This window comes from Pirellulaceae bacterium (genome assembly GCA_019636385.1).
Classification (GTDB): domain Bacteria; phylum Planctomycetota; class Planctomycetia; order Pirellulales; family Pirellulaceae; genus Aureliella.
This window is the reverse complement of sequence record JAHBXT010000005.1, coordinates 285,851-309,890: the sequence shown is the minus strand read 5'-3', so window position 1 is coordinate 309,890 and position 24,040 is coordinate 285,851. Positions and strand designations below refer to the sequence as shown.

General features: G+C 54.5%; 15 protein-coding genes and 1 tRNA gene. 10 read left to right on the top strand and 6 right to left on the bottom strand.

The genetic code is table 11. The annotated features are described in order from the left end of the window. Positions 1-89: 89 nt before the first annotated feature. Together KF752_18880 and KF752_18875 are read right to left on the bottom strand one after the other, a co-directional pair. Complete coding sequence (locus KF752_18880) at positions 90-2,630, bottom strand: ATP-dependent Clp protease ATP-binding subunit (GenBank protein ID MBX3423626.1); 2,541 nt, start codon at positions 2,628-2,630, stop codon at positions 90-92. A gap of 694 nt (positions 2,631-3,324) precedes the next feature. Then, entirely contained in the window at positions 3,325-3,858 is a 534-nt protein-coding gene (locus KF752_18875; GenBank protein ID MBX3423625.1) for a hypothetical protein, read from the bottom strand. A 260-nt stretch (positions 3,859-4,118) separates the two neighbouring features. Between KF752_18875 and KF752_18870 the strand changes: the two genes are divergently transcribed. Both KF752_18870 and KF752_18865 read left to right on the top strand, forming a co-directional pair. Then, entirely contained in the window at positions 4,119-4,508 is a 390-nt protein-coding gene (locus KF752_18870) for a DUF3127 domain-containing protein (GenBank protein ID MBX3423624.1), read from the top strand. A 391-nt stretch (positions 4,509-4,899) separates the two neighbouring features. Further along, on the top strand, positions 4,900-7,389 hold the full coding sequence (locus KF752_18865) for a hypothetical protein (protein ID MBX3423623.1): 2,490 nt from the start codon (positions 4,900-4,902) through the stop codon (positions 7,387-7,389). A 146-nt stretch (positions 7,390-7,535) separates the two neighbouring features. Here the strand turns inward: KF752_18865 and KF752_18860 are convergent. Continuing rightward, positions 7,536-7,608, bottom strand: a tRNA-Phe gene (locus KF752_18860). A gap of 443 nt (positions 7,609-8,051) precedes the next feature. Here KF752_18860 and KF752_18855 point away from each other — a divergent pair. The 8 genes from KF752_18855 to KF752_18820 all read left to right on the top strand — a co-directional run bounded on the left by KF752_18855 (position 8,052) and on the right by KF752_18820 (position 20,715). After that, entirely contained in the window at positions 8,052-9,608 is a 1,557-nt protein-coding gene (locus KF752_18855; protein ID MBX3423622.1) for a hypothetical protein, read from the top strand. A gap of 80 nt (positions 9,609-9,688) precedes the next feature. Beyond that, positions 9,689-10,579, top strand: a complete 891-nt coding sequence (locus KF752_18850; GenBank protein MBX3423621.1) for a hypothetical protein — start codon at positions 9,689-9,691, stop codon at positions 10,577-10,579. Between the two features lie 84 nt (positions 10,580-10,663). Beyond that, complete coding sequence (locus tag KF752_18845; GenBank protein ID MBX3423620.1) at positions 10,664-11,317, top strand: MotA/TolQ/ExbB proton channel family protein; 654 nt, start codon at positions 10,664-10,666, stop codon at positions 11,315-11,317. Positions 11,318-11,374: 57 nt separating this feature from the next. Further along, on the top strand, positions 11,375-11,860 hold the full coding sequence (locus KF752_18840) for a biopolymer transporter ExbD (GenBank protein MBX3423619.1): 486 nt from the start codon (positions 11,375-11,377) through the stop codon (positions 11,858-11,860). 29 nt (positions 11,861-11,889) lie between these two features. After that, on the top strand, positions 11,890-12,666 hold the full coding sequence (locus KF752_18835) for a biopolymer transporter ExbD (protein ID MBX3423618.1): 777 nt from the start codon (positions 11,890-11,892) through the stop codon (positions 12,664-12,666). An 82-nt stretch (positions 12,667-12,748) separates the two neighbouring features. Continuing rightward, entirely contained in the window at positions 12,749-16,237 is a 3,489-nt protein-coding gene (locus tag KF752_18830) for a PQQ-binding-like beta-propeller repeat protein (protein MBX3423617.1), read from the top strand. Continuing rightward, positions 16,234-18,642 (top strand): hypothetical protein, encoded by a 2,409-nt coding sequence (locus tag KF752_18825; protein MBX3423616.1) that lies wholly within the window; start codon positions 16,234-16,236, stop codon positions 18,640-18,642. The genes KF752_18830 and KF752_18825 overlap by 4 nt, the downstream gene beginning before the upstream one ends. Before the next feature lie 12 nt (positions 18,643-18,654). Beyond that, positions 18,655-20,715, top strand: coding sequence for a hypothetical protein (locus tag KF752_18820; protein ID MBX3423615.1), 2,061 nt, complete (start codon positions 18,655-18,657; stop codon positions 20,713-20,715). Positions 20,716-20,812: 97 nt separating this feature from the next. Here KF752_18820 and KF752_18815 read toward each other — a convergent pair whose 3' ends face one another. The 3 genes from KF752_18815 to KF752_18805 all read right to left on the bottom strand — a co-directional run bounded on the left by KF752_18815 (position 20,813) and on the right by KF752_18805 (position 23,650). After that, positions 20,813-21,151: a cold shock domain-containing protein gene (locus KF752_18815; GenBank protein ID MBX3423614.1), complete on the bottom strand. Its 339-nt coding sequence runs from the start codon at positions 21,149-21,151 to the stop codon at positions 20,813-20,815. 256 nt (positions 21,152-21,407) lie between these two features. After that, on the bottom strand, positions 21,408-23,378 hold the full coding sequence (locus tag KF752_18810) for a cation acetate symporter (protein MBX3423613.1): 1,971 nt from the start codon (positions 23,376-23,378) through the stop codon (positions 21,408-21,410). Continuing rightward, complete coding sequence (locus KF752_18805; protein ID MBX3423612.1) at positions 23,375-23,650, bottom strand: DUF485 domain-containing protein; 276 nt, start codon at positions 23,648-23,650, stop codon at positions 23,375-23,377. Before KF752_18805 ends, KF752_18810 begins: the two co-directional genes overlap by 4 nt. Between the last annotated feature and the right edge of the window lie 390 nt (positions 23,651-24,040).

Here is a 24,040-nt window from a genome sequence, read left to right as displayed (position 1 = left end):
CTGAAAGCCACCGTCGCCAGACGGCGGCAAAGCGAGTAGCCACCGTCTGGCGACGATGGCTACTGGTAAATTCCTATTGGCCGCGCACTTTAGTGATCTTGTCCGGCCAGCACTGGTTCCACTGGAATTGGCTGATCGCGGTTTTCACCGCGAAAATCCAGCCGGATGACTTTGCCTTCTTCATTCTTGACGGCGTCCACCACAATTGTGTTTACACCTTCAAATGCGCCGCGCAGAATTTCTTCGGCCAGCGGGTCTTCGACTCGCTGCTCCAACGCGCGACGCAGTGGTCGAGCACCGTAGTCCAGGTTGGCACCCTTTTCGATTAAGAAATCCTTGGCCTGATCGGTCAACACCAGCTCAAAACCACGTTCCTTTAATCTCACGCGCACCTTGGACATTTCGAAGTCGATAACCTTCTTGAGGTCGTCTTTGTTCAAATGCCGGAAGATGATGGTATCGTCCAAGCGGTTGAGGAACTCAGGACGGAAGACCCGTTCAATCTGATCCATGACCCGCGTCTTCATCGACTCGTACGAACTGTCGTCGTCGGGCCGCTGGAATCCAAACGCCGATTCGTTTTTGATGGCTTCGGCACCGGCGTTGGTGGTCAAAATCAAGATTACATTGCGGAAGTCCACGTTGCGACCGAACGAGTCGGTCAGGCGTCCCTCTTCCATGACTTGTAGCAGCATATTGAAGACATCGGGATGCGCCTTTTCGATTTCGTCCAGCAACACTACCGCATACGGACGGCGGCGAATCTTTTCGGTCAGTTGACCGCCTTCTTCATAGCCGACGTAACCCGGAGGTGCACCGATCAAGCGGCTGATATTGTGCTTTTCCATGTATTCGCTCATGTCGATATGCACCAGCGCGTCGGAGTCACCGAACATGTACTCAGCCAATGCCTTAGCCAGCAAAGTCTTACCTACGCCGGTCGGGCCAGCAAACACAAAGCAGCCGGTTGGGCGACGCGGATCTTTCAATCCACTACGGCTCCGACGAACCGCCTTGGCCACAGCGGCAACGGCCTGCTCTTGGCTGACAACCCGCTTGTGTAGTTCATCCTCCATCTGCATCAACCGAGCACTATCTTCGGTGCTCAGCCGAGTCAGAGGAATTCCGGTCATCTTGGAGACCACTTCGGAGATGACTTCTTCATCAACAATTCCATCTGCATCGCGACTGCGATCACGCCATTCACGCGACAGCGTGTCCTTCTTCTTGCGGAGCTTGTCAGCTTGGTCGCGGAGTGAGGCCGCCTTTTCGAAATCTTGATTGGCAACCGCCTCTTCCTTTTCGCGATTCAACTTTTCAATGTCCGCGTCCAATTCCTTCAAATCGGGTGGCTTGGACATGTTGCGTAGGCGGATACGTGCACCCGCTTCGTCGATCACGTCGATCGCCTTGTCCGGCAGACAGCGAGCGGTAATGTATCGTTCGCTCATTTCGACCGCAGCTTGGATGGCATCGTCCGTGTATTTGACTCGATGGTGCTCCTCGTAACGCTCTCGCAGACCATGCAGAATCTCAATCGTTTCTTCTTTACCGGTCGGATCGACAATGATCTCTTGGAATCGGCGAGCCAGCGCGTTGTCCTTTTCGATGTATTTGCGGTACTCGTCCAACGTCGTCGCACCAATACACTGAATTTCGCCACGGGCCAACGCAGGCTTGAGCACATTAGCAGCATCGATAGCGCCTTCAGCACCACCAGCACCTACCAACGTATGCAATTCGTCGATGAACAGAATGGTGTTCTTCGCGCGGCGAACTTCATTCATCACCGCCTTAATACGCTCTTCAAACTGTCCACGATACTTGGTGCCGGCCACCATCATGGCCAAGTCCAGAACCACAATCCGCTTATCGGCCAAGATTTCGGGAACATCCCCGGAGATCACGCGCTGCGCAAAGCCTTCAACAATCGCCGTCTTGCCAACTCCGGCCTCGCCCAGTAGCACCGGATTGTTTTTGCTGCGTCGGCACAGAATCTGAATGGCTCGCTCGATTTCACGAGCACGGCCGATCACTGGGTCGAGCTTGCCTTGTCGCGCCAATTCCGTCAAGTCGCGACCGAAACTGTCCAGCGCTGGTGTCTTGCTCTTACCCCCTTTGGAGGACGAACTGGGTGCATCGCTGCGCTCGCCTGCTTCAGCTCGACCGCGCTCACTATCGCCACTTTCCATGCCGTGGCCGAGTAGGTTCAAGACCTCTTCGCGCACGTCATCAAGCTTCATGCCAAGATTCATCAAGACTTGAGCCGCTACGCCTTCTTGTTCGCGAAGCAGCCCCAGCAGAATATGTTCGGTGCCCACATAATTGTGATTCAGATTACGAGCCTCCTCCATGGAGTATTCAATAACCTTCTTGGCCCGTGGAGTTTGAGGCAGTTTACCGATGGTCACCATTTCGGGACCGCTCTGGACCAGCTTCTCAACCTCCAGCCGAATTTTGCGGAGATCGACATCCAGGTTCTTCAACACATTGGCAGCCACTCCGCTGCCTTCCTTTACCAGACCCAACAGAATGTGTTCGGTGCCAATGTACTCGTGGTTGAAGCGCTGAGCCTCTTGATTGGCTAACTGCATTACCTTGCGAGCCCGGTCGGTGAAGCGTTCGTACATACAAAATACCCCTTCGATGGTGTAACTGTGACTTCCACGGGCGACCGCAGAGTTGTCCACGATCAATTATCAGGCCGTTTGCGACGGCAGCTAGTCGGTATCGAAACTGCAAAGACTATGCCAGCCCGTCGCCATGCCAGTCTGACACGGATGAAAACGGACTGCCATTTCGAGTCTTACTAACTGAAGGTGCGTGCCAGTTGGCAGTTGGGGAACCCAAGCATGCTTGGTTTCCCCGACATTTGAGCCCCTTAGCAGGTAAGCCTAACGATTTGGTTAATGGTAGCGGTTTGAGGGATTTTACGGCAGATCACCTGAACGAAAAAAATCCCACGCATTTTCCGAAAGCGCCAAGACACTCGGCAATTTGGCAGCGTTAACCTGAAAACAACCAATCTTAAACTGCGGCTCCCTTTCACGGTTTGGCGATTAATCGCTGAACAGCGGAAAAATTCTGAAGGATCATTAGTACCCCAACTGTCTGTCGAGCTTGAATGTTCGAGGCCCCGGTTGGAAGGCACTGTTTAACCCAGCTAATTGCTGAGTTTTCAATGTGAAATCGAGGTGCTGTCTGGGTGTCTATTAAAGAATTCGCTTCGACCAGTGTTTATAACCGTCAGTTGCTGCTCCTCGGGCAGGTAGCCAATGAAAGCGAAACCATTCCGAACTATGTCAATTAAGCAGTAGTGTCCGCCTAGTTGTTTTCACGAGCCCGAGCAATGCGAGCAGCGATCAATTGCCGCTCACGTTCGATTTCAAATCGCCATGGTGCTGCAGTTTCCAGCAATTGCAGCTGATCGAGCCGACGTAGTGCTGCCGACCATCGCTGCGACTGGCGCAATACGTTAACCAACAACAGCAACGCTTCGGCGTCTCGAGGAAATTGGCTCAAAACATCCAACAAAAGCGCTTCGGCATCAAACCACTGGCCACGAAGATAGGCCACTTGTGCCTGCTGAAATAACTGCCCTGCCTTGTGATCTGGCAATCCGATGAGTCGCGGAAGCCCAAAATGGCTGATAACTAGGCTGACCAGCCAAACCACCCCCATCACCGCCCATAACACTACGATCCCCCAACTGCTGACCCACTGCGGCCAAATAAACGTCGCCAATAGCAGCCAACAGCATGTCCAACTGTACAGTATTGCCCAGCACAACGAGCGTGTATCTCCGCGGTACCACAGCTTGGCCAATCCTGGCCAACAGCAGACAAGGCGAATACCCATATGCTCTAGCTCCTTCGAAAATTGTTCAGGTTACTCATTTCCAAGAATATCCACTGCCCGTGCCCCATCGCTAGGTCAGTCGGACTAGCGCTCAACGGCTCTCGCACAGCTCATATGCCTTCGCTGCCCCAATCAAACAGCAAATAACCAATGCTTGCATTTGCCTGTAAGCCGGTAGAGCTGTATCATGGCCACTTCGGACAGTGGTATTTCGCGATTGATACAAAACGCACGAGTATTTGCAGATAGGAATCGGGGTGATGGAAGCTGCTAAGGTTCAGGGCAAAGTCCATTTAGTTGAAGAGACTAAGGTTTTCGGGCAGAAGGGCTTTCGTAAGCGATTGGTGGTGCTTGAGCAGGATAATGGTCGCTTTCCCAATTATGTGCCGGTGGAGTTCTTGCAGGATGCTTGCGATCAAGTAGATGCTTTGTCTGTGGGTGATGAAATCGAAGTCTGCTACCGATTGAACGGACGACGTTGGCAGCGAGATCCCAATAGCGAAGTGAAATACTTTCTCAGTTGTGAAGCGATCAGCTTTCGACCACTAGGCGGCGCGGCGCCTGGATCTACAGGCCGTTTTGACGCAGGCGACGTCAACGCCAGCTTGGCACAAGCGCAATATGACGAAGACGACAGCGTACCGTTCTAAATCTTAATTTGTCGTGCGAGGTAGCTTGGATCGCCAAAGCCTGAAGTAGCTACGTTTGCCGAAAACGTCAGGCAGCGTCCCTCGCCCGAGAACGTCAGTCAGCTACGCTCGCCGAGAGCGTGGAAGGCAGACGCGCGCTGCAAACCAGGGGCATCTCCATCTGCCATGGGGCGATAGCAGCTTCGAGCGATTACTCCGGTAATGACTATTCTGCTGGCCTCAATGGGGCCAATCCCTGCCCAGTCTCTGCCTGGTTCCCAGCGAATGTGTGGCGATTGATGGTTTTTTGCAGTTTCCGATTTGCTCTCGGTGCGGAATCGATCTAGGTTTTCGATGGCTCCTAGCTCACCCTAGATTTTCATCCTGATTCACTTCATCGAGGTTTCTGTGCATGGGCTCTATCAGCCGACTTCCCGTCTCCCGTTCTCTCAAGAACCGCCCCCCGCTGACGCTGGAACAGTTGGAAGCTCGAATGTTGATGGCGTTCGATGCTCTAGGCAGTCAACTCGACCAGTTAGCTCAGTCTGAAGGACTAACGCAACTGGCTCCGTCGGTTCCCAGCGTAGAGTCAACACTATCCAACACGCTGCGATCGCTGGCGCTCGTCGCACCCGATGGTACGTCGATTGTGGGCGGGCGGACGCTAACCGTCGGCACCACCAGCCTACAATTGCAGATACGCCCTTTGAATTCCGCTAATCAGATTCTCAGCAGCCTACCCAAGACTACCGTCAGCGTGACATCCACCGACCGCTTGGCGCGTGGTACTGTGAGCTTGTCTGGCACCCGACTGACGCTGTCGTTCAATCGAGCTGCCGACTACAACGTGGTGACCACCTCGGGTTCGGTGACTCACCGATTTACCATTCGCTACAACCCCAATGCCGTTGTGTCTTTGGCGGTTATCAATGCGACCAACAATCAGCGCATCGCCGATAATGGTCTGGTTAGTATTACCACGGTAGGTCAAGGATTCAAGGTTCAAGGACTGACCGCCCGCGGTTCGACTGTGGCATTGTCTGGTCAGACTACCTGGACAGTCGTTAGTTCGCCTGCTGGCGGAACTGCCACGTTCCAAACATCCAACGGTGTGACCACGGCTACTTTCAATCGTGCAGGCGGCTACACATTGCGTGTCACTAACGGCTCCATGACCTCACGCGTGCGGGTTCAGGTCACCTCAACCTTGACCAGCATTCTAGTGACTTCACCAAGCAACAGTGTTAACGCTGGCAGCAAGCTGCAATTCTCGGCCATAGGTCGCGATCAATTCCAGCAGGCGATGGCTCAACAGCCAACCTTCACCTGGACAGCCGGTGGCGGATCGGTTACCGCCAGTGGTCTCTACACGGCCGGGGCCACGGCAGGCAACTTTTCTGTCACTGCCCGATCAGGAACGATCAGCAACTCAAGGGCGGTGAGCGTGGTTGCCACCAGCCCCGTGAACCCTGTGATTAGCGGAATCAATGATGCGGCCCTACGTAGTTTGATAACGACGTTCTATGCGGACAATACGATCAGTCGCGACGAGATGATCCAGATCCTCCGCAGCACCGGCAACGACGGAACGGTTTCGTCAACTGAACTGGCCGACTTGAGAACTATGGCCTCAGCCAACTCGACGATCAATATGCCCACGCATGTTCGCGGATTATTGCGCAATGTTGTCAACACCAACTCTGCCAATTTGAAATATCAAGGCCAAACCGCTGGCAACTTGCAGGCCGGCAGCAACGCCACGCTGCTGAACAAGCTGGTTGACAAGTGGTTTTTGGGCACCGATTTGCCAACACTTACCAATAACAACTACAGCTATCAGCATGCTGTAGGCAGCCTCTATGTAAGTGCTCCATCGCTTGCGAATTCGCGTCAAGGCATGTTGGGTGACTGCTATTTCCTGGCAGCGCTGACGTCTATTGCGCAGCGTGACGAAAACGCCATCCGCAATATGTTTATCGACAACGGTGATGGCACTTTTACCGTCAGATTCTACGCCGGTAGTTTAGGCGCTTTCTATCAAGGCAGCCTAATTAGTGCTGGGTTCATTTCGGGTTCGGGAACGGCTGATTGGGTGACCGTCAACCGCAGCCTGCCAACCAACTCCAGTGGTCAGTTGGTCTACTCGGGCTATGGCCTGAGTGCAGCCAGCACGTCAACGGCCCTCTGGCTGGCCCTGGCCGAGAAGGCATACGCCCAGTGGAACGAAACCGGTCGCGCTGGCCGCAACGGCACGAATACCTACGCGGGCATCGAAGGCGGTTGGATGCACAACGTCAACGCGCAGGTATTGGGATACAACTCGACCTACTACGAAGTGAATTCCAGTACCAAGCAAGCCATGGTTAACGCTCTGAATGCTGGCCGGGCCGTGACGATGGGCACCAATCCCAATGCCTCGACTGGCAACTTGGTCGGTTCCCACGCTTACGTGGTGACTGCCTACAATGCGAGCACGGACACGTTCAGCATGTATAACCCGTGGAGCAGCCATCACCCCACACCGCTGACATGGACTCAAATGATTGGCCAGGTATCGGCCTTCGTGGTCGTCGATCCGACAGGCTCGGTATCCTCTGCAAGCCAGGGCAACCTGAAATCGTCAAATCAGCTAGCTGCCGCTGCATCGACGACTGCTCAGCCAACCACGCAGGCGGCCCAGCGCACCCAGTGGTCGCAACAAATAGACAGCCTGCTCAGTACCGAAGTCGAGCTAGCCTTCATTGCTGCCGATTCGCCGCTTGCCAGCGCTGCTCATGAGACACCGTCAGCGGCCAGTGACATCTGGACCGATACCGACCTACCATCGGCCAAACTGGCGGATGTGCTTAGCGAAATGGCCCTGCTGAGCACCCAGGCTCACAGCGCTCTGTGCCAATGCTGAAAGACACACTAGCGCTGGCATCTGTATGCTAGCGCGGCGGAATATAAGGCGAGTCAGGCCTGCTGTAGAATTGATCCTGACCGACGGAGCCGGAAGTCGTCGGAAATTCGACCCTGGAGCAATTCTCGTCCTCATCCAATACGCAGTGGCCAGGGCCGGGATCGAACCGGCGACACACGGATTTTCAGTCCGTTGCTCTACCAACTGAGCTACCTGGCCATCGCTGTAACAACATCTGGAGGCGCGACCCGCTAACGCAACTTGGACAATTGCTGCGTCGGCGAATGTTTCCAGCGTGCTTTCGCAGCCGCCCTGCGGGCTATTGTGCTGTCCCGCAGTGGGTCAGGCAGCTACTATAAGTCACCTAAGTACTCTGTCAACGCCTACTCTGGTGAAGCGTGCGATGCCTGTCGCGGCCGCTTATGCTGCGGTCCCCTTTTGGGCTGTGGCGGTTACAATTAATCAGCACATGGAAAATGGCGGGGGCCGCTGGCAGTCGCTATGAATCTGATCAGCAGAATGCGAACTTGGCGGAGCTACCTACTGTGGGATCGGTGTTTGGTTATTTGAGTTCGAGTATGGTCAGATGCATGATCGGTCAGCCAGTCCGCTGGCTTGCAGCAACGACCCTGCTCATTGGGCTTGCGCCTCCGAGTTTGTCTGTGGCCGAGCAGTACAGTCCCGACCATCCGCGCGTCATCCAGATGGTCGAGAAGGCGGTTGATTTTCTAAGTCAACAGTCTATGCCATCCCATTATGACGGCTCCGATGTACTGGTTGGGTACTGCATCTTTCTAGTCCGGGGGGATGCCAATCATCCTAAGGTGGTGGTCGGCATCGACACCGCCAAGCGAATCATCGCCAGTACTCAACGGACCTCAGCCAACGATCAGTCTGGCCCCAAGGAGTCCGTTGTCTACGATTTGGCGGTAGCTTGCATATTGTTGGCAACGGTCGACTCACGCAAATATTCGGCTGAACTGGAAGCGTCCCGTGAGTTCTTGATCCGTGTTCAAAAGCCGCATGGAGGGTTTGGTTATTTGAATGAGCATCGGGGAGATACATCGCAGGTACAGTACGCAGTACTGGCCATGTGGATGCTGGAGAAAGTTGGATTGAAGGTTTCCGAATTGGTTGTCGAGCGAACAATCGAATATTTAATGGGAACTCAAGACCCGACGGGATCGTGGGGCTATCAGGCCACGCCCACGCGTGGGGCCCTGGTTCCACAGCAAAACCCCACCAGGTCGCTGGGAACTGCCGGGATCTGCGCGCTGCTCATGGCAGGTGACTTACTGAAGTTGTATGGTGTACGTGGCGAATTGGAAGATGGTTTGCCATCAGTATTCGAGCGCATCGATCTCAACGCCAAGAAGGAAAAGTCTTCTGCCAACGAAAAGGCTAAACTGGGTTATAAGGACGTTGAACCCACAATTCAACGTGCTTTTAACTACCAGGACAATAGTCCACCCTACGACGGTGACTGGTACTACTATTGGCGATACTCTCAAGAGCGATACGAGAGCTTTCGCGAAGTGGTTGTGCGTAAGCAGAATCGTAGTCCGGATTGGTACAATGAAGGTGTCGAGGCACTGGCCAAAGTCCAATCTGAAAATGGTTCGTGGAGCAACAAGACGAGCCTGGCAGGCTACGTGGTTGATACCTCTTTCGCTGTCCTGTTTCTATTGCGCAGCACGCAGCGGGCCATCGGCAAGCTGAGCGAAGGGGTGACGTTTGGTGGCTATGAATTGCCAACCGACATTGCCAACGTTCGCATGCGCGGCGAGCGACTGGTCAGCGATGAGGAAGCGTCCGTCGAGAACCTGCTGAGCATGATGGAAGATGCCAGTCAGCGAGTGCGTGAAGGCATGTTGCCTAACGATATGCAGCTCAGCCCGGACGCCCAAGTACGCGCGGCTCAGGTTGCCCGATTGACTCGGCTGTTGGGCAGTTCAAGCTTTAGCGCGCGGCGGATTGCGGCCAAGCTCCTCGGCCGCTGCGAAGACATTCGCGTGGTTCCCGAGTTAATCTATGCACTTCAAGATCCCGATCCCTTGGTACCTCAAATTGCCGAGGAAGGACTACGATTACTGAGCCGAAAACTCAGTACCCGCCTGCTGCAGCAGGACCCTTCGCCCGAACAGCGCGCCCGGGCCGTACAGTACTGGAAAGAATGGTACCGAGGCGTTCAGCCGAGCCACGTGTTTGTGGACCCCTAGGCACTCCTGTTCTCGGTTGTCACTCAATATCGCACGATTCCCTTAGCATACGTTCTCCCGATTCAGCCCTGCAGCATACGATGAGCCAGACTTCGCGGCACCCCGGAAAGAATAGCTTGCAAGCACAACGAGTCGACTCGGTGGCCAGTGCGCTAATGGCGTTGTTGATTGTATTTGGCGCGCTGGTAATGTTGTTGTTCGTCTACTGGCTGACACAGACGCTGACCTGGACCAGCGGTAATATTGTGATCGAACAGGAGCAGGTTGCAGGACGCGGCGATCACGCGGCTGGATTTGAACGCGACATTCAGCCTCCCGGAGCCGAAGAGGTCGAGGTGCTGAACGAACCAACTCTCGAAGAAACGCTGGAAGCAGTGACCGATACTGCTACTACCGTTCAGGCGTCGATTGAATCCTTAGATTCCAACGCGGTGTCGACAGTAGCTGGTGCTGGACGCGGTGATTCTCGTCCACCGGGACCGCTGGGTGAAGGCGATGATGTTGTACCCAGGTACGAACGCTGGGAGCTCAAGTTTCAGGCCAAGAATCTCAAAGACTACGCTGTGCAGTTGGATTTTTACCAGATTGAGCTGGCGTGTATCGGAGGCGGAAACAGCCAAGTGGATTACGCCAGTCGCCTTTCGGGCAATTCACTGAAGCGATCGGGCACAAGCCAAGAAGAGAATCAGCGGCAGCGTCTGTACTTCATGTGGCGTAGCGAGGGGCCGCTCAAGCAGTTTGACCAACAGCTGCTAACGCAAGCCGGTATCAGTACCACCAATCGGCAACTCCTAAAATTCATTCCCAAGGAACTGGAAGACAAACTCGCACAAGTTGAATTGGCCCATGCATCCAACAACGGACGAAAGACCGTTCGTGAAGTCGCCAAAACTATTTTTCAGTCGCAGCCATCCGGCGATGGATTCGAGTTTGTTGTGTCTCAACAACTGTACCGAAGTCCTCGTCCCTAGCAGTCATCGACGTTACAATTAGCTTCGCGTCGCGGATGAAAACGCGGGCGAAATATTGAGTAGCTTAAGAGTAAAGCGTAATTCATGCCACAGACTATATTTGATTGGATCGGTTTAGTGATTTACCTTGCCTTGGCTGGAGTAGCACTGTTCGGAGCATTCTGTTGCGTGATGGTGTGGACTCGCGTTGGTCAGAAATGGTTCAAATCCGAGGATCAGCAAGATGCCTTTCTGGACTCCATTGAAGCGGATTTGCTGACAGGGAACTTTGACGCAGTCCAACAGACGTGTGCCGAAGATGCTCGCGCCGTCCCCATGCTGGTATCGCTGGGATTGCAGAACAAGGAATTGGGGTACGCCAAGGTCAAGCACTTTCTGACCGAGCGATTTCAGCGAGATGTACTGGCTGATTTGGAAAAACACATCAGCTGGGTTACCACCGTCATCAAGACCGCGCCTATGTTAGGACTTCTGGGAACGGTGGTGGGCATGATTGGAGCCTTTGCGACATTGGCGTCTGCGCAAAGTGTCGAGCCCACGAAGCTAGCCAAGGACATCAATGTCGCGCTGTATACCACGGCAATCGGCCTTTCCATCGCGATCCCGTTGGTCATGGCGCTCAATGCAGTCAACAATCGCTTGCGGCACATGGAGGAATTGGTTGGCGCTGGTGTGACGCGCTTCCTGGAGGCGTTTCGGGTGGGACTGAAACGGCTGGGACTTGATCGTTCGGCGTAATCGTCACTACCTAGATGACTGTTCGCCGAGCGGGCGGTCGCCGTGAATGAGGCTTGTATGGCGGAATCAACACCCACTGCCGACCAGGAGATCGAAGTCGATACCGACTTCTGGCGCCCCCGCGCCGTCGAGCTAGATAATGAAATCGATATCACACCGATGATCGATATCGTTTTTCTGCTGTTGATTTTCTTTTTGGTTTCGTCGCAAATGACCGGCGAGGCAACTGTGGATTTGCCTGCCGCCCGACACGGTGGCGTAGTGGCTGCCAAGGAATCCGTAATCATTCTGATGCGCCGCGGAACTGGCGAACAAGCCGAAGTATTGCAGTTGGATGGCACGCAATTTTCGGCTGATTTGGAGCAGCAACAGTCGGAAATCGCCGAGTATGTTGCTGGTGGCTTAGACTCTGGCAAGAAACATGTCATCATCCGGGCCGAAGGATCCGTACGCCATGGCGAAATCGGTCGCGTGAGTCGCGCGATTGCAGAATCACTTCCCGAGGGCGAAATGATTCACATTGCGGTAATTGAACAAGGTTAGAGCCCTTATTTGTGCAGGCGGGTTGATTGGTGACTATCAAGATTCGTTGTCCGGAGTGCGGTGCCACAAACGCGATTCACCAGCGCGTTTTGGGGCGTGAAGTGCGCTGCCCGCAATGCGCTGTACCGTTGCAAGTGCCAACGCAGGAGGCGGTGGAGACCCTGCGCTCCCAACGCGCGCAGCAGCGCATTTTTGAAGACAAATTAAAGCAGATTCTGGGCAAACTTGGTGGGCGACAGCCCGTCGCATTGCAGTCCACACAGCCACTGGACTTGGAGCGATTCTTACAGTCTGGGGGACTGGAACAATCGCTGGACGAACGCAGCGAGCACGAGTTGGCCGCAGCCAAGGTCAGTTTTTCGCGGCCTCAGACAGGGGACGCAGCGGAAATGGATATGACGCCAATGGTGGACGTCACTTTCTTGCTGCTGATTTTTTTCATGATTACCGCCTCGTTCGTTGTGCAAAAAAGTATTCAACGACCTGCCGAACGCGAGCAGCAAGCTAGCCTGAATTCACAACCCCAGGTTGATGACGACCAAGATTCGGTGCGCGTACAAGTTGATGAATTCAATGCCTACAACGTGGTGTATGGGAGCGTGGACACTGCCGCCAGCAGCAAGCAAGATTTAATTGTCGTTTTGAATCGGGCGCATGGCTCCGCGGCTCCTGGTGCTCAAGCCAGCAAGTTGATTATCGAAGCACATGAAAACTGCATTCACGCCGCAGTGATTGCCGCATTGGATGCGGGCCGTGAAGCACAGTTTGAAAATTTTCAGGTTCTGACGGTCGAGCAATTTGACTGACTTGATGGTAAACATTTCGATCCCGGCATGGCCATCGATCGCGCACTGATCCGTAGTACTTACTTGCGACAACCACAGCGTTATGCGTTCCACTACCGAACAATTTCTGAACCTTTTGTCAGGCAGGCAGCTGTTGCCTGACGATGTGCTGACCGAACTTCGCGATCAGGTCGCTCAAAGCAGTGCGCGACTGACACCGGAGTTGATCGCACGCTTACTGGTCGAGCATGGGCACTTGACCAAGTTTCAAGCGACGCGCTTGGTGGCCGAAGCTAAGCCGCTCAGTGCAGATTCAAAATCCTACGCAGAAGAATTGGGGCTAGTACCCGAATCAGGCATTGCGCAAATCGTCGTTGACAGTCTGGACGAAACCGACGAAGTCCAATCCGTTGACCAGGGGCAAGGCAACCTGGAATCTTCTGCCGCCACGCGGGCCAGACTGTCGGGTTTGACCAATCAAGCTGCCCAACCCTCCGGCGCTACGGACAGCAGTTCCGGACCGCCAACAACTTCCGGCTCAGAAGCTGCTGCACAATACGCTTCGCTATCCGAGAAGCGGGCCACAAGCTCAGTCAACAAAGCCAAGAAGCCAGCAGCAGCCGATCACGAAGGTGGCTTGGCTAAACCCAGCAAATTCATCAAACCGGTACGCTCCAGCTCTCAGAAAAACCCTTGGGATTCGTTTCGTATTGTGGGCGTAGCATTGCTGCTATCGCTGGTGGGCGTGGCGGGATTCTTTTTGATTACCTGGATGTTGCGGGGCAACGCGACTGACGCCTTGCAGCGTGCGGATACCGCTTACGAGCAGCGGAGCTACGAAACGTCAGCCAGCATGTATCGGGATTTCGCACAGAATTGGCCAGCGCATGCCAGCGCTTCGTACGCTAAAGTCCGGCAAGCACTGTCGCTGCTACGCAAAGACGTTGAAGGCGCGGCCAATCCGCAAGTGGCCCTGAAAACCGCTGAGAGCGTGCTACCGCCGTTGCCTGCCGAATCAGCCTTGCGTGAGCAACAGTCCGATTTGGCAGGGGCGATGATTACGCTGGCCGAAAAATTCACAGCCCGCATCGACGCCACGCCTCAGGGCAGCGAGCGTCGCGCACTGATGGCCGACATGGATAAACTAATGAATTTTATCCAAGACCCGCAACTGGTCGGTGCAACGCAGCGCACTCAGTTGGCCCCGACCTTGCAACGCATTGAGGAAAGCCGCTTGCGGATACAGCGAGAAATTCAGCGCGATGATGAACTTGCACTGGCGCTTTCCAAAATTGATGAGCATTTGCAGGCTAGTCGGATCGATGAGGCGCACGAAGTCCGTAAGCAGCTGATTGCACGTTATCCTCAATTGGAATCGCACGAGGAAATTAAACAGCGGGTCCTCAGTGCATCGGCCCTGCAGCGCGACAGAGTGCACAATAGTACGGTTCAGGCACAGTTGGTCACCGAACTTCCTGGGGCGGATGCACCCAAAGCATTCGTTTTTGCACACGCGCAGGGCAGAGTGGTTTCGGAGCTTGAAGGAGCACGCGTTTATTTCAATGTCAAAGGCTCCGTTTATGGAGTCGACGCGCAACAAGGCAACGTTCTGTGGCGAAGGTACGTTGGTTTGGAAAACGATTGGCAACCCATCCGCTTGTCGGAAGATCCAGGTAGCGATGTGTTGATATGCCAGTCGTCGGCGGGGCGAATTTCACGCTTGGCCGGGGACACGGGAGTCAGTCGTTGGACCGTACAATTCGGCGAACCAGTAACGCAACCGGCAGTATCCAATGGTGAAGTATTCGCGTCCACGCAGTCGGGGGCGGTGCTGTGTTTGGATGCCGTCGGTGGGCAAACCAAATGGGCCAAACAGTTGCCTCAATCGTTGGAGGTGGGACCGGGCATTTACCAGTCTGGGCAATTCCTCTACCAACCCGCCGGCCATAGCAACATCTATGTACTGGATCGACGGCAGGGAGATTGCCACCAGGTTTATTATCTAGGTCATCGCGAGGGAGCAATTCGCGTGGCCCCGGTCGTGGTGTTGGGTAATCTACTGGCCTGCGAAAATATCAATAATGAATCGGCACGCATTCGAATTTTGTCAATAACAGACCAAGGGTTGCAACAGGCACAGCCGGCCGTGGCTGTTGATGGCAACGTGCTGGTCCCTGCTCTAGCCGATCGGCGTCAGGCTTTAGTGCAAAGCGATTTGGGCAATACCCTGATTCTAGAGGTTGATCCATCAGCCACGGCGCGACCCGTGACGGTTGTGGCACGCGTTCCCAAGAACCTGGATTGGCCTCAGAACTTTGGCGTGGCCTTTGGTCGCAATCAAGTGTGGCTTGCGGAAAAGCGGTTGGCCCGGCTGGACTTGGTTGTTTCTCAAGAAAAATTGAATCGTAAATGGAGTCGTTACGAAGGCGACCAATTCGCTGCGTCGCTGCAACTCTGGGACAAGTACTTATTTCATGCGCGGCGCCCATCGGGCAGCGACGGCCTGATGATTTCTGCCTCGATGGCTGAAGATGGAGAGCCGCTATGGGAAGTGGAAGTTGGCAGTCCTGTGACTCTGGTCCATCGAGCGCCGGGCGATCGCATCGACGTTGTGCTCGGCAGCGGCAACTACTACGTGCTAGCGCCTAGCAAGGGGGTGCGTAGTCAGGCCGACTCCAGCTTGAGTGACAGTCTCATCAGGAGGCGACTAACGGCCCCTGTTTGGCCTACGGCAGGTCGATCGCTAATGCTGAATCAGTCCAATCCACGGGAATTGGTGGTCTATAATGCCAGCAGCAATCCGCCGATCAGCCCCATTCCATTGGCACTTGGCTCGGCGCAACCTGCCAGCCCGCTGGTGGTCACTGATCAGCGGGTCGTCGTGGGATTGGACAACGGTCAATTAGTTCAACTGGATTCTATGAACGGCCAATTGTCGGGGGATGCTTTTCAACCCACTCCTATTGAGCCAGGAACAAAAGTCGAGTGGATCGCACCGACCTTTGTGTCCGAAACACAATCCCTGATAGTACCCATGCGAACCGGCAGCGTTCATCGCGTCTCCGCGGGTGATTCACTCCGTTCCCTCTCAGAACAGCCCCTCGATCGCCCGTGGCGCGGCCCGCTGGCGGTGGTCAAGGATCAATTATTGGGTGTGCGTGTAGCCGATGTCGGCGATGAGGCAGTTGTGCTGGATGCCAACAGCCTACAAGTCAAACAGCAACAACCAATCCACGGAGGATTGATCTCGGGGCCATACAGCACTTCCCGGGGTTGTGTGCTGCAAACCGATCGCGGCTTGATTGCATTTAACCAGGCGGCAGAACTTGTGTGGGAGTTGTCCGAGCTGAGTCATCGGCTGGCGGGACCACCCGTTGAAACAGGCGAACTTTATGTCATGTCTTGCCGACAAGGTCAAATCTGGGTTGTGGACGCGGCTAGCGGTCAAGTTCTTGGTAGCACGAGTGTCGGTCAACCGCTGAATACGCCGCCACTGATCTTGCAGAAGCGGATTCTGGTGGGCGGAGACGACGGAGTTGTATGGGTGGTGCCCGTCCCGACGCAGCACTTACTTGGCGGAGGTTCGCAGTGATAGAGCGCATCACCTCTGAGTTCTTTACCGCCAAGGCTAAGGCTTCGTCATGGGGCAAAAGCGCGGCTGGCTATCGTATGGCAGCGCGGCGCTATCTGTGCTGGCCGATGATGGCTTGGCTGGTGGTCCTTCTTACCGTTCAGACTGCGCAGGCGCAGGAGGACTCCGCGTCAACCTTGGATCCGACCGGCCAAGATATACCGCTAATCGACCAACAGCCGTTTGACCTGATTCATCTGAAATCAGAGGCCGGTGGAGGCACGTTCGGCGTGTTTCCGTTGCCATTTGCCGAGAGACGCGTTCCCAGTTCGCCGGATCCCAGCGACCGACTTCAGGTGGTCCTAAAAAAGTTTCCCGAACGGCTCTATCAGATAGCTTGGAAATGGATCGATCGCATCGACTTGTACGAAGACTTGGTTCTGCAGGAAGCTCAGCGCCAGATGTCCGACAAGAATTTGATTGGTGCTTTTCAAAATCTTAGTTTTCTGATGAAAAACTATCCGTCGATGCCTCGATTGTTGGAATTGCGGCGCGAATTCTTGTTTAACAGCTTGACGATTAGCTTCAGCTCCAAACAGTACGCTCAGACCTTGTCTACATTGGAAGAGCTAAAGGAGACGGCACCCGGTTTTCGACAGGAAGCGGTGGGTCGTGCACTGAACACCGTAGCAACATCCATGTTAACTGAATTGGAGCGCGTCGGCGATCTGGAATCGGCACGGCAACTACTGGCCCGACTACAGAAGAAACACGGAGATATTGATTCGGTTAAACGCTGGAACGAGCGTCTCAGCCAGCTCGCCAGTGCCAAACAAGTCGAAGCCAGTGAAGCGTTTGCTGCCGGACGATTTCGTCAGGCCTATCAAGCCATCTCTGATAGCCTCAGTATCCTGCCGACCTTCACGGGTGGTCGGGAATTGCAGCGAGAACTTCACCAGCGATACCCACTGGTGCGAGTCGGTGTAATGCAACCCAGCCGCCAGTTGGACGTCAGCAGTTTGACTGATTGGTCGGCGCGCCGTAGCGGTCGATTGGTCCAACGTGCACTGTTTCAGTTCCAGCAAATTGGCAACGAAGGTGGAGTGTATAGTTTTGGGCTGGGCAAATTCCGTATCAGCGATGATCAGCGACAATTGATTTTGCAGTTCGACCCCCGAACTTCCAGCAGTCGTACTCGGCTTGAACTGTTTCAAACTCTGATTGCGCGAGCCAACCCCGAAGACGAGCAATACGATGCGAACTGGGCATCAGTTTGTGAAACTGTAGCTCTGGGAAACGAGAGTCAGTTGGTCATTCAATTGCGACGACCGCATGTGCTGCCTCACTCACTTCTGCAATGGCCACTGTCAGAAGACACCGAACTGGGAGCCCAATTGGCCGGTTTATTTCAAGTGCCGATTAACCAAGAGCAGAGTGCATATTTTGTCGGGAGATCCCTGGAACAGTCGGCCGGCAGGCCCGTGGAAATCATCGAAATACACTACTCGAATGCTCAACAAGCCATCAACGACCTAATTCGAGGGCAGATTGACGTTCTTGATCAAGTCTTTCCAGCAGATGCTCGACGGTTGGCTGCCCTGCGTAACGTTAAGGTAATACCCTACGCCTTGCCGACGTCGCATATGTTGATTCCTATTTCAAACCATGCTTACTTGGCGAGCGAGAAATTTCGTCGAGCGCTGTTGTATGCCACCAATCGCCAAGAAATTTTACACAGCGAGTTATTGGGCAGCACCAATCCTGCGGAAGGTCGACTCCTGAGCGGCCCATTCGCCGTGGGTCAACGTGACACCGAACCCTTGGCTTATGCGTACAACGAACAGGTGCCTGCGGTTGCATATAATCCCCTGTTGGCCAAGCTGTTGGTTAGCATTACCCGCCAAGAATTGGAAAAACGTGCGCTTAAAGCGGGCCAGCCTCAGCCCAACTTGGAAACGTTGGTAGTGGGCTGCCCGGACTACGAATTAGCGCGCGTAGCTGTTGAGGCCATGATCCAACAGTGGGCCATCGTGGGAGTGCCCGCCGAGATGCGTGTACTTTCAGAAGGGGTTTCGCAACAGTCAATTGTGGATTGCGATCTGCTGTATGTTATGGCTGCCATGTGGGAACCGGTTGTGGACATCCAGCGATTGCTGGCCGGCGACGGACTAACTGCCAGCAATCACCCTCTGCTAGTTCAGTCGCTGGAGCGAGTCCGCGACGCTAGAAATTGGCGCGAAGTGCGAACATCGTTGCAAGAATTGCATCAGGTGATTGCCTACCATTTGCCTCTGCTGCCCTTGTGGCAAATTACCGATCGCTTGGTGGTGCGCAGTAGCGTACAAGGCATCAGCGATCGTCCCGTTTCCCTTTATCAAGACGTCGACCGCTGGCGACTCCAGCCCGACACTCTTGCCGCGCAGTAGGGAGAAATGTACTTGCCAACTTTCGCTGCTGCGACTGTACGATTGTTAAGCTGTTGGAGCTATCCATCGCGTGTCTGGGTTGGCTACCTGTTGCTGGCCATTTGGCTGTGTGGCTGCTGGAATGGTTGGTCCTTGGCCAGGGCGGCCCAAGCTGCCTCGGATCCAACAGAAACAAAAGTTTGGGAATACGCTCCCTATCAAGTTCGTATATGGTACGCAGTTCACCCAGATGTGAATTTGCCAGAGGCGGCCCGGTCGCATTGGCTTGGTCAACTGGAGTTGGACCTGCAGCGAGCCTATCAGGCAACTTGGCGTTTACAAATCGACGCTATTCCCGATGTCCTGTATTGGGAAGCAGTCCGGCACTTGGAGTATATGACTCTAGAAGACCTGCAGCGACACGAGTATTCATTAGTTGTATCCACAACACATGCCGACACTCAGTCGATCAAGAGCTTGACGGCAGCTGCCGAGCTACCCACGATTGCGATTTCAGAAGTTTCACAGCGTCTGCTGCAACACCAGGCCGAACGCGATCCCCCCGATCCCGACTCGCCAACCGGGCGCGTGCTGAACAAATTGAACGCAACTCGCGAAAGCGATTTGACAATTGCTCGATCCGTGGCGGATGGTTCACTTGCTGCGGCGCTGGTGCCGCGCAGTCTAACAACGAATGCGGAAAGCTTGCGACAGTTGCCTACTCTATTGTCCTGGCAGACTGATGTGATCGTCAATCGTTGTGACAAGATATTCTTCCTGGTGGTACAGCCAGGCGACCAGGGTTATCAAGTTCAAGTCCGCGAGCTGGATAGTGCGATGCGTCACTGGGGGCCAACGATCACATTCACCTCTGACAATTGGTGGCAGGCGGCGCGCATCTCGGCACTCGCAGTACAATCGGCGTTCGCCCCCGTGGCCCGCGTCGAACAAGCAGAAGACAATGTAGCTGTACTTCGGCACCGCGCCGGCGGCTTGATTACTGACGACGAAAATGCTGTGCATCCCGCACGAATTCGCGTTGGCGACGTATTGCAACCCATCATTCGGCGCGACGATCGCAACGGCAACGCCACCCTGTTGCAGACGCTCGATTTTACCTTTGCCGCTGTGACTCAGTCCGACGGTATTCACATGCGTGCCAACGTGTATACCTACTCAGGTGGGCCAGGGTTAAGAGGTCGACAGAATCCCAGGACAACGCGGTGGTTGCTGCGAGTTCGCCCGCAGGCGACCAGCAGCGAATTGCAGTTCGTCGCGCGCGGACAGCCTCAAAAGCAACTGTCGGGGTGCTTTGTTTTCGGCCAAGATCCATTGTCGGGGCAATTGAGTCAACTGGGCCGCAGCGATTGGCGAGGTCGAATGAACGTGCCAAGCCCCGATTCGCCTGTCAGAATTCTGCCTCATGAATTGCATGAACAGCGCATGACGACGCTGCGCAAGTTGCGCGACGATGCTATTCAAGAAGCTCATGAACTTCACCAACAGTCGGTCCAGCATGCTAAGGCAGCCGGACTCGAGCCGCCGCCTTTTGCTCCACCCAATTTGACCAACATCGATGTGCCTATCGACAGCAGCGCTTTAATTCAGCTCAATACCCCGATTGTTCAGGTGTATGTCAAGAATGGCAATCAAGTGGTGGCCAGACTGCCTATAGTGCCTGGGCTGAAGGCGGTGGAGCATGTTGAACTACCCGATGATGCGCTGAGGGTGCAGGCCGAAGCAATCGTGGGTGGGTTCCAAGGTCAGATTCTGGATTTGGTCGGGCAGCGCAATCTATTGGCGGCGCGCGTCAAGCTGGATGTGCAGAATGGTCAGCTTGAGCGCGCATCTGAGAACCTCAATCGCTTGCGTGACCTTGGCGACTTCAATCAAATGAACGATCAGCTCAGCCGTATTCAGCGAGATATCTTAGAGCGATCAGGAGACAGTCTGTCGGGCACTGTGCGAGCCCCCATCGACCGCATGTTCAAAGCGACCCGCGACATGCTGCAAAAATTCTTGCAAGACGACCTAGTCGCCCAAACCGCTCAGCTCATTCAGTCCGCGCCAGTCAGCCAGCAACCGGAAAACTGAATTGCCTTTTGGGGAACGCGCGCCCTCAAGTACCCGGACATCCTGTAACTGTCGCCTCTGGTGTAGCAGTCTTTTTGTGTTGACTGACCGCCGTATATTACTGCGTGTCGTCGGACTTTGACTTGCCACGCCAGGCGGGTCGTTTCTTACGAGCTTTGGGATGGTGTTGGGCCCGCAGACCAGGCGCATCGCTGGGCTTGAGCTTCATCGACAGCGGCCGTACCGATCGACGCACTCGAGTAGCCTGCAAGCGGATTTTCTGAAGGCGATGCAATTCGTCGATTTCATATTCCACTTCGTCACCATCCTCCAGTGGACGAGTTCCAACCTTCTCGACCTTGGAAAAATGAAAAAAAACATCCTCGGACAAATCATCCGAACGAATGAAGCCAACTTTCTTTTCAGGCAATACTTTGACTACTGTACCTATACGCATGTGTCGTCTTACGGATGCACGTTTAACCGCCTGGGCAACGCTAGCTGGATCAATAAACTCAGCCGGCAACGGCCCGGCGACCTGATGAAACCCAAGTCACCCAAACTCTAAATGGGAACTGCCCTATTGTACGTCAATCTCGCCGCATTGCGCCGATGGATTCCGCAAATTACACACATTCTCACCAGGCGGTTGCTGGTGGCTTGTGTTGTTAGCTGGAGGCCTGCGCTCCGTAAGTAGGGTCGCCCAACGCGGGCTACAACGGCAAGCGGCCCGCTCGTGGCGACGTTAGCAGCGACACTACGATCAGCGTTGCGAACGCCAGAGGGATGGTAACGATGCCGGGTTGGCTGAATGGAATCAAGCTGACAATCCACGCTGGCCGCGCGGCGTGGTAGACTTTGTCAAACGTATCGGCACTCAACAGAATCCAGCCCAACGAGCTGGTCATGCCGACTAACACGGCGGCGATCACGCCCTGCTTGGAGGTGCGTCTCCAGAACAACAACATCACCAGTGCCGGCAGATTCGCCGACGCAGCGACACTGAATGCCCAGCCAACCAGATAGGTAACATTCATCGTGCCAAATAGAATCCCCAATGCAATTGCGACAATGCCAACCACCACCGATGCAATTTTAGCGATGCGGACTTGTTGGCGATCGTTCATGCTTACCCCCATGGCGGTCTTCAACAAGTCGTGACTGACCGCGCCGGCCGAAGCCAAAATCAAGCCACTAACCGTGCCGAGCACGGTGGTGAAGGCAATTGCAGAGATGACTGCAAACAGCCATTCGCTGATGCTACGAGCCAAGAGCGGTGCGGACATATTCTCGTTGGTCACATCCAGCGCGCCGCTGGTCATGGCACCCAACCCCATGAACAGTGTCAGGATGTAAAACGCACCGATTGTACCAATGCCCACAATGGTGCTCTTTCGGGCCGCAGCGCCATCTTTGACCGTATAGTAACGAATCAAAATATGCGGAAGCGAGGCCGTACCGCAGAACAACGCGGCCATTAGCGACAAGAAATTTAACTTAGGCCACAGCCCCGGTTGACGGATACCAGCAAACATCGGATGCTCGCCCGGTCGAGTGATCTGGGCACCAGAGGTTGGCTTGGGAAAGAAAACTTCGATACTCTTGCCATTCAAATCTTGCAGTGTCGTTTTGCTCCACAAAACCACTTCGCTACCACTGATCGTCTGCAGATATTCCCATGGTCCCAGAGAGCCAGTCTGCGTTTGTTCATGCGGCAGTCGGCTAACGTAACCGACTGGTCGGAGCGAGGTACCAGGTGTCGATCGACGGTCGGCCTCAGAGGGCGGTGTAGAGTCGAGAAAACTATGGATCGACGGTTGGGACTGACATTCCATGAGGCATGTACCGCGGGAACTTGAAGCCAGCCTACATAACATGCTCGATGTCGATTCGGGGGGTGTAACCAGCCAGAAGCCGTGCTGTCGCCATGCGCGTGCAAGCATGTCGTCATGGCAGCGATAACCTGACTGTTGAACTTTGTCTGCCACTTCGTGTTGGTTGTTAATGTCAACAGCGCCCAGTGAAATCGCCGTAAACTGATAGCCGTCCGTTCCGCCGCTACGAACCACTAAGCCTCGCTGCAAAATCATCACGGTCAGCACACACGAGAAGACGATTAGTAATGCGCCTTTGATAAACTGAACCCAGGTGGTAGATACCATTCCGGCGGTGACCACAATCAGAATTACCACAGCGCCTACCAGCACTACCCCCACCCAATGCGGAAAACCGAGCAATGGCTGTACTAGCACACCAGCCCCCACCATTTGTGGAATTAAATAAAACACGCTAACGGCTAACGTGCTAATTCCAGCGGCCAATTGAATGCCTTTGGATTGAAATCTTGCATTCAGTGCATCCGCGAACGTGAACTTGCCCAGGCGTTTGAGAGGCTCGGCGATTACTAACAGCGCCACAATCCAGCCTGCCAAATAGCCAATCGAGTACAAGAAACCGTCGTAGCCATAAAAGGCGATCATGCCACAGATGCCCAGAAATGAAGCGGCTGACAGATAATCGCCTGCAAAGGCCACTCCATTGACAAACCACGGAATCTGTCCGTGGGCCGCAAAGTACCCGCTAGAATCTTTCGCCTTGCGTCCCAGATAAAAACTGAGCCCCAACGTGAAGGCCAAGAAACACACAAAAATGGTGACCGCCAATCCAGAAGGGGAGGTATTCACTCGCGGTCCTCCTCAGCGGCTTGATGGTCAACTTCGCTGCGACACAACTGTTCATAGACCAGCGCCAGCGCAAAGGCCAAGCCGATCAGTCCCATGCCCCACCAAATAGCCAAGTTCACTCCACCGGCAGGCTGCCATTCAACCCAATGCGGAGCAAAGGCATTGACCAACGCAAAGGCCAAATAGATCACGCCGTAGAACAAGAACAATCGTAGGCCAAGTCGCGTATTGGCCGTGCGAACTGTTGTAGATTTGTCTGGACTATCTTCCATAGTGATACGGAACTATCTGCGGCGGACTACAAACCGACAGATGTCGGCAGACACGCGGTGAAGGGCGGAGGCTTGAGGTCACGTCATTGAGCCCGATGTTGGAAGGTCCACGGGTCCTTGGGTGCGTCAAGGCCACAAGTGTATTCCATACTTGCTAGCATTGGGAACTGGGGCTGACGCCACCGTCAAAAAAACTTACATTGAGCCTGCACCGAATGGCTGCAAGGCGAGCGGCAATTGACAATACACCGTAGCTATCGTCGCCAGACGCTGGTCTTGCTTGTGATCCACCGTCTGGCAACGGCAGTTACATTTCGGATGCTGCCCCAAAAACAATGACGGCAATTGGTGCTACTGGTAGTGGTCAGGACGACGGGTAGCCGCTGCCAA

Bases quoted from the DNA above. Each gene is read 5' to 3' on its own strand.
- KF752_18830 (MBX3423617.1), top strand. From the start codon at position 12,749: ATGCGTTCCACTACCGAACAATTTCTGAACCTTTTGTCAGGCAGGCAG.
- KF752_18865 (MBX3423623.1), top strand. From the start codon at position 4,900: ATGGGCTCTATCAGCCGACTTCCCGTCTCCCGTTCTCTCAAGAACCGC.
- KF752_18845 (MBX3423620.1), top strand. From the start codon at position 10,664: ATGCCACAGACTATATTTGATTGGATCGGTTTAGTGATTTACCTTGCC.
- KF752_18805 (MBX3423612.1), bottom strand. From the start codon at position 23,650: ATGGAAGATAGTCCAGACAAATCTACAACAGTTCGCACGGCCAATACG.
- KF752_18850 (MBX3423621.1), top strand. From the start codon at position 9,689: ATGAGCCAGACTTCGCGGCACCCCGGAAAGAATAGCTTGCAAGCACAA.
- KF752_18815 (MBX3423614.1), bottom strand. From the start codon at position 21,151: ATGCGTATAGGTACAGTAGTCAAAGTATTGCCTGAAAAGAAAGTTGGC.
- KF752_18880 (MBX3423626.1), bottom strand. From the start codon at position 2,630: ATGTACGAACGCTTCACCGACCGGGCTCGCAAGGTAATGCAGTTAGCC.
- KF752_18875 (MBX3423625.1), bottom strand. From the start codon at position 3,858: ATGGGTATTCGCCTTGTCTGCTGTTGGCCAGGATTGGCCAAGCTGTGG.
- KF752_18870 (MBX3423624.1), top strand. From the start codon at position 4,119: ATGGAAGCTGCTAAGGTTCAGGGCAAAGTCCATTTAGTTGAAGAGACT.
- KF752_18840 (MBX3423619.1), top strand. From the start codon at position 11,375: ATGGCGGAATCAACACCCACTGCCGACCAGGAGATCGAAGTCGATACC.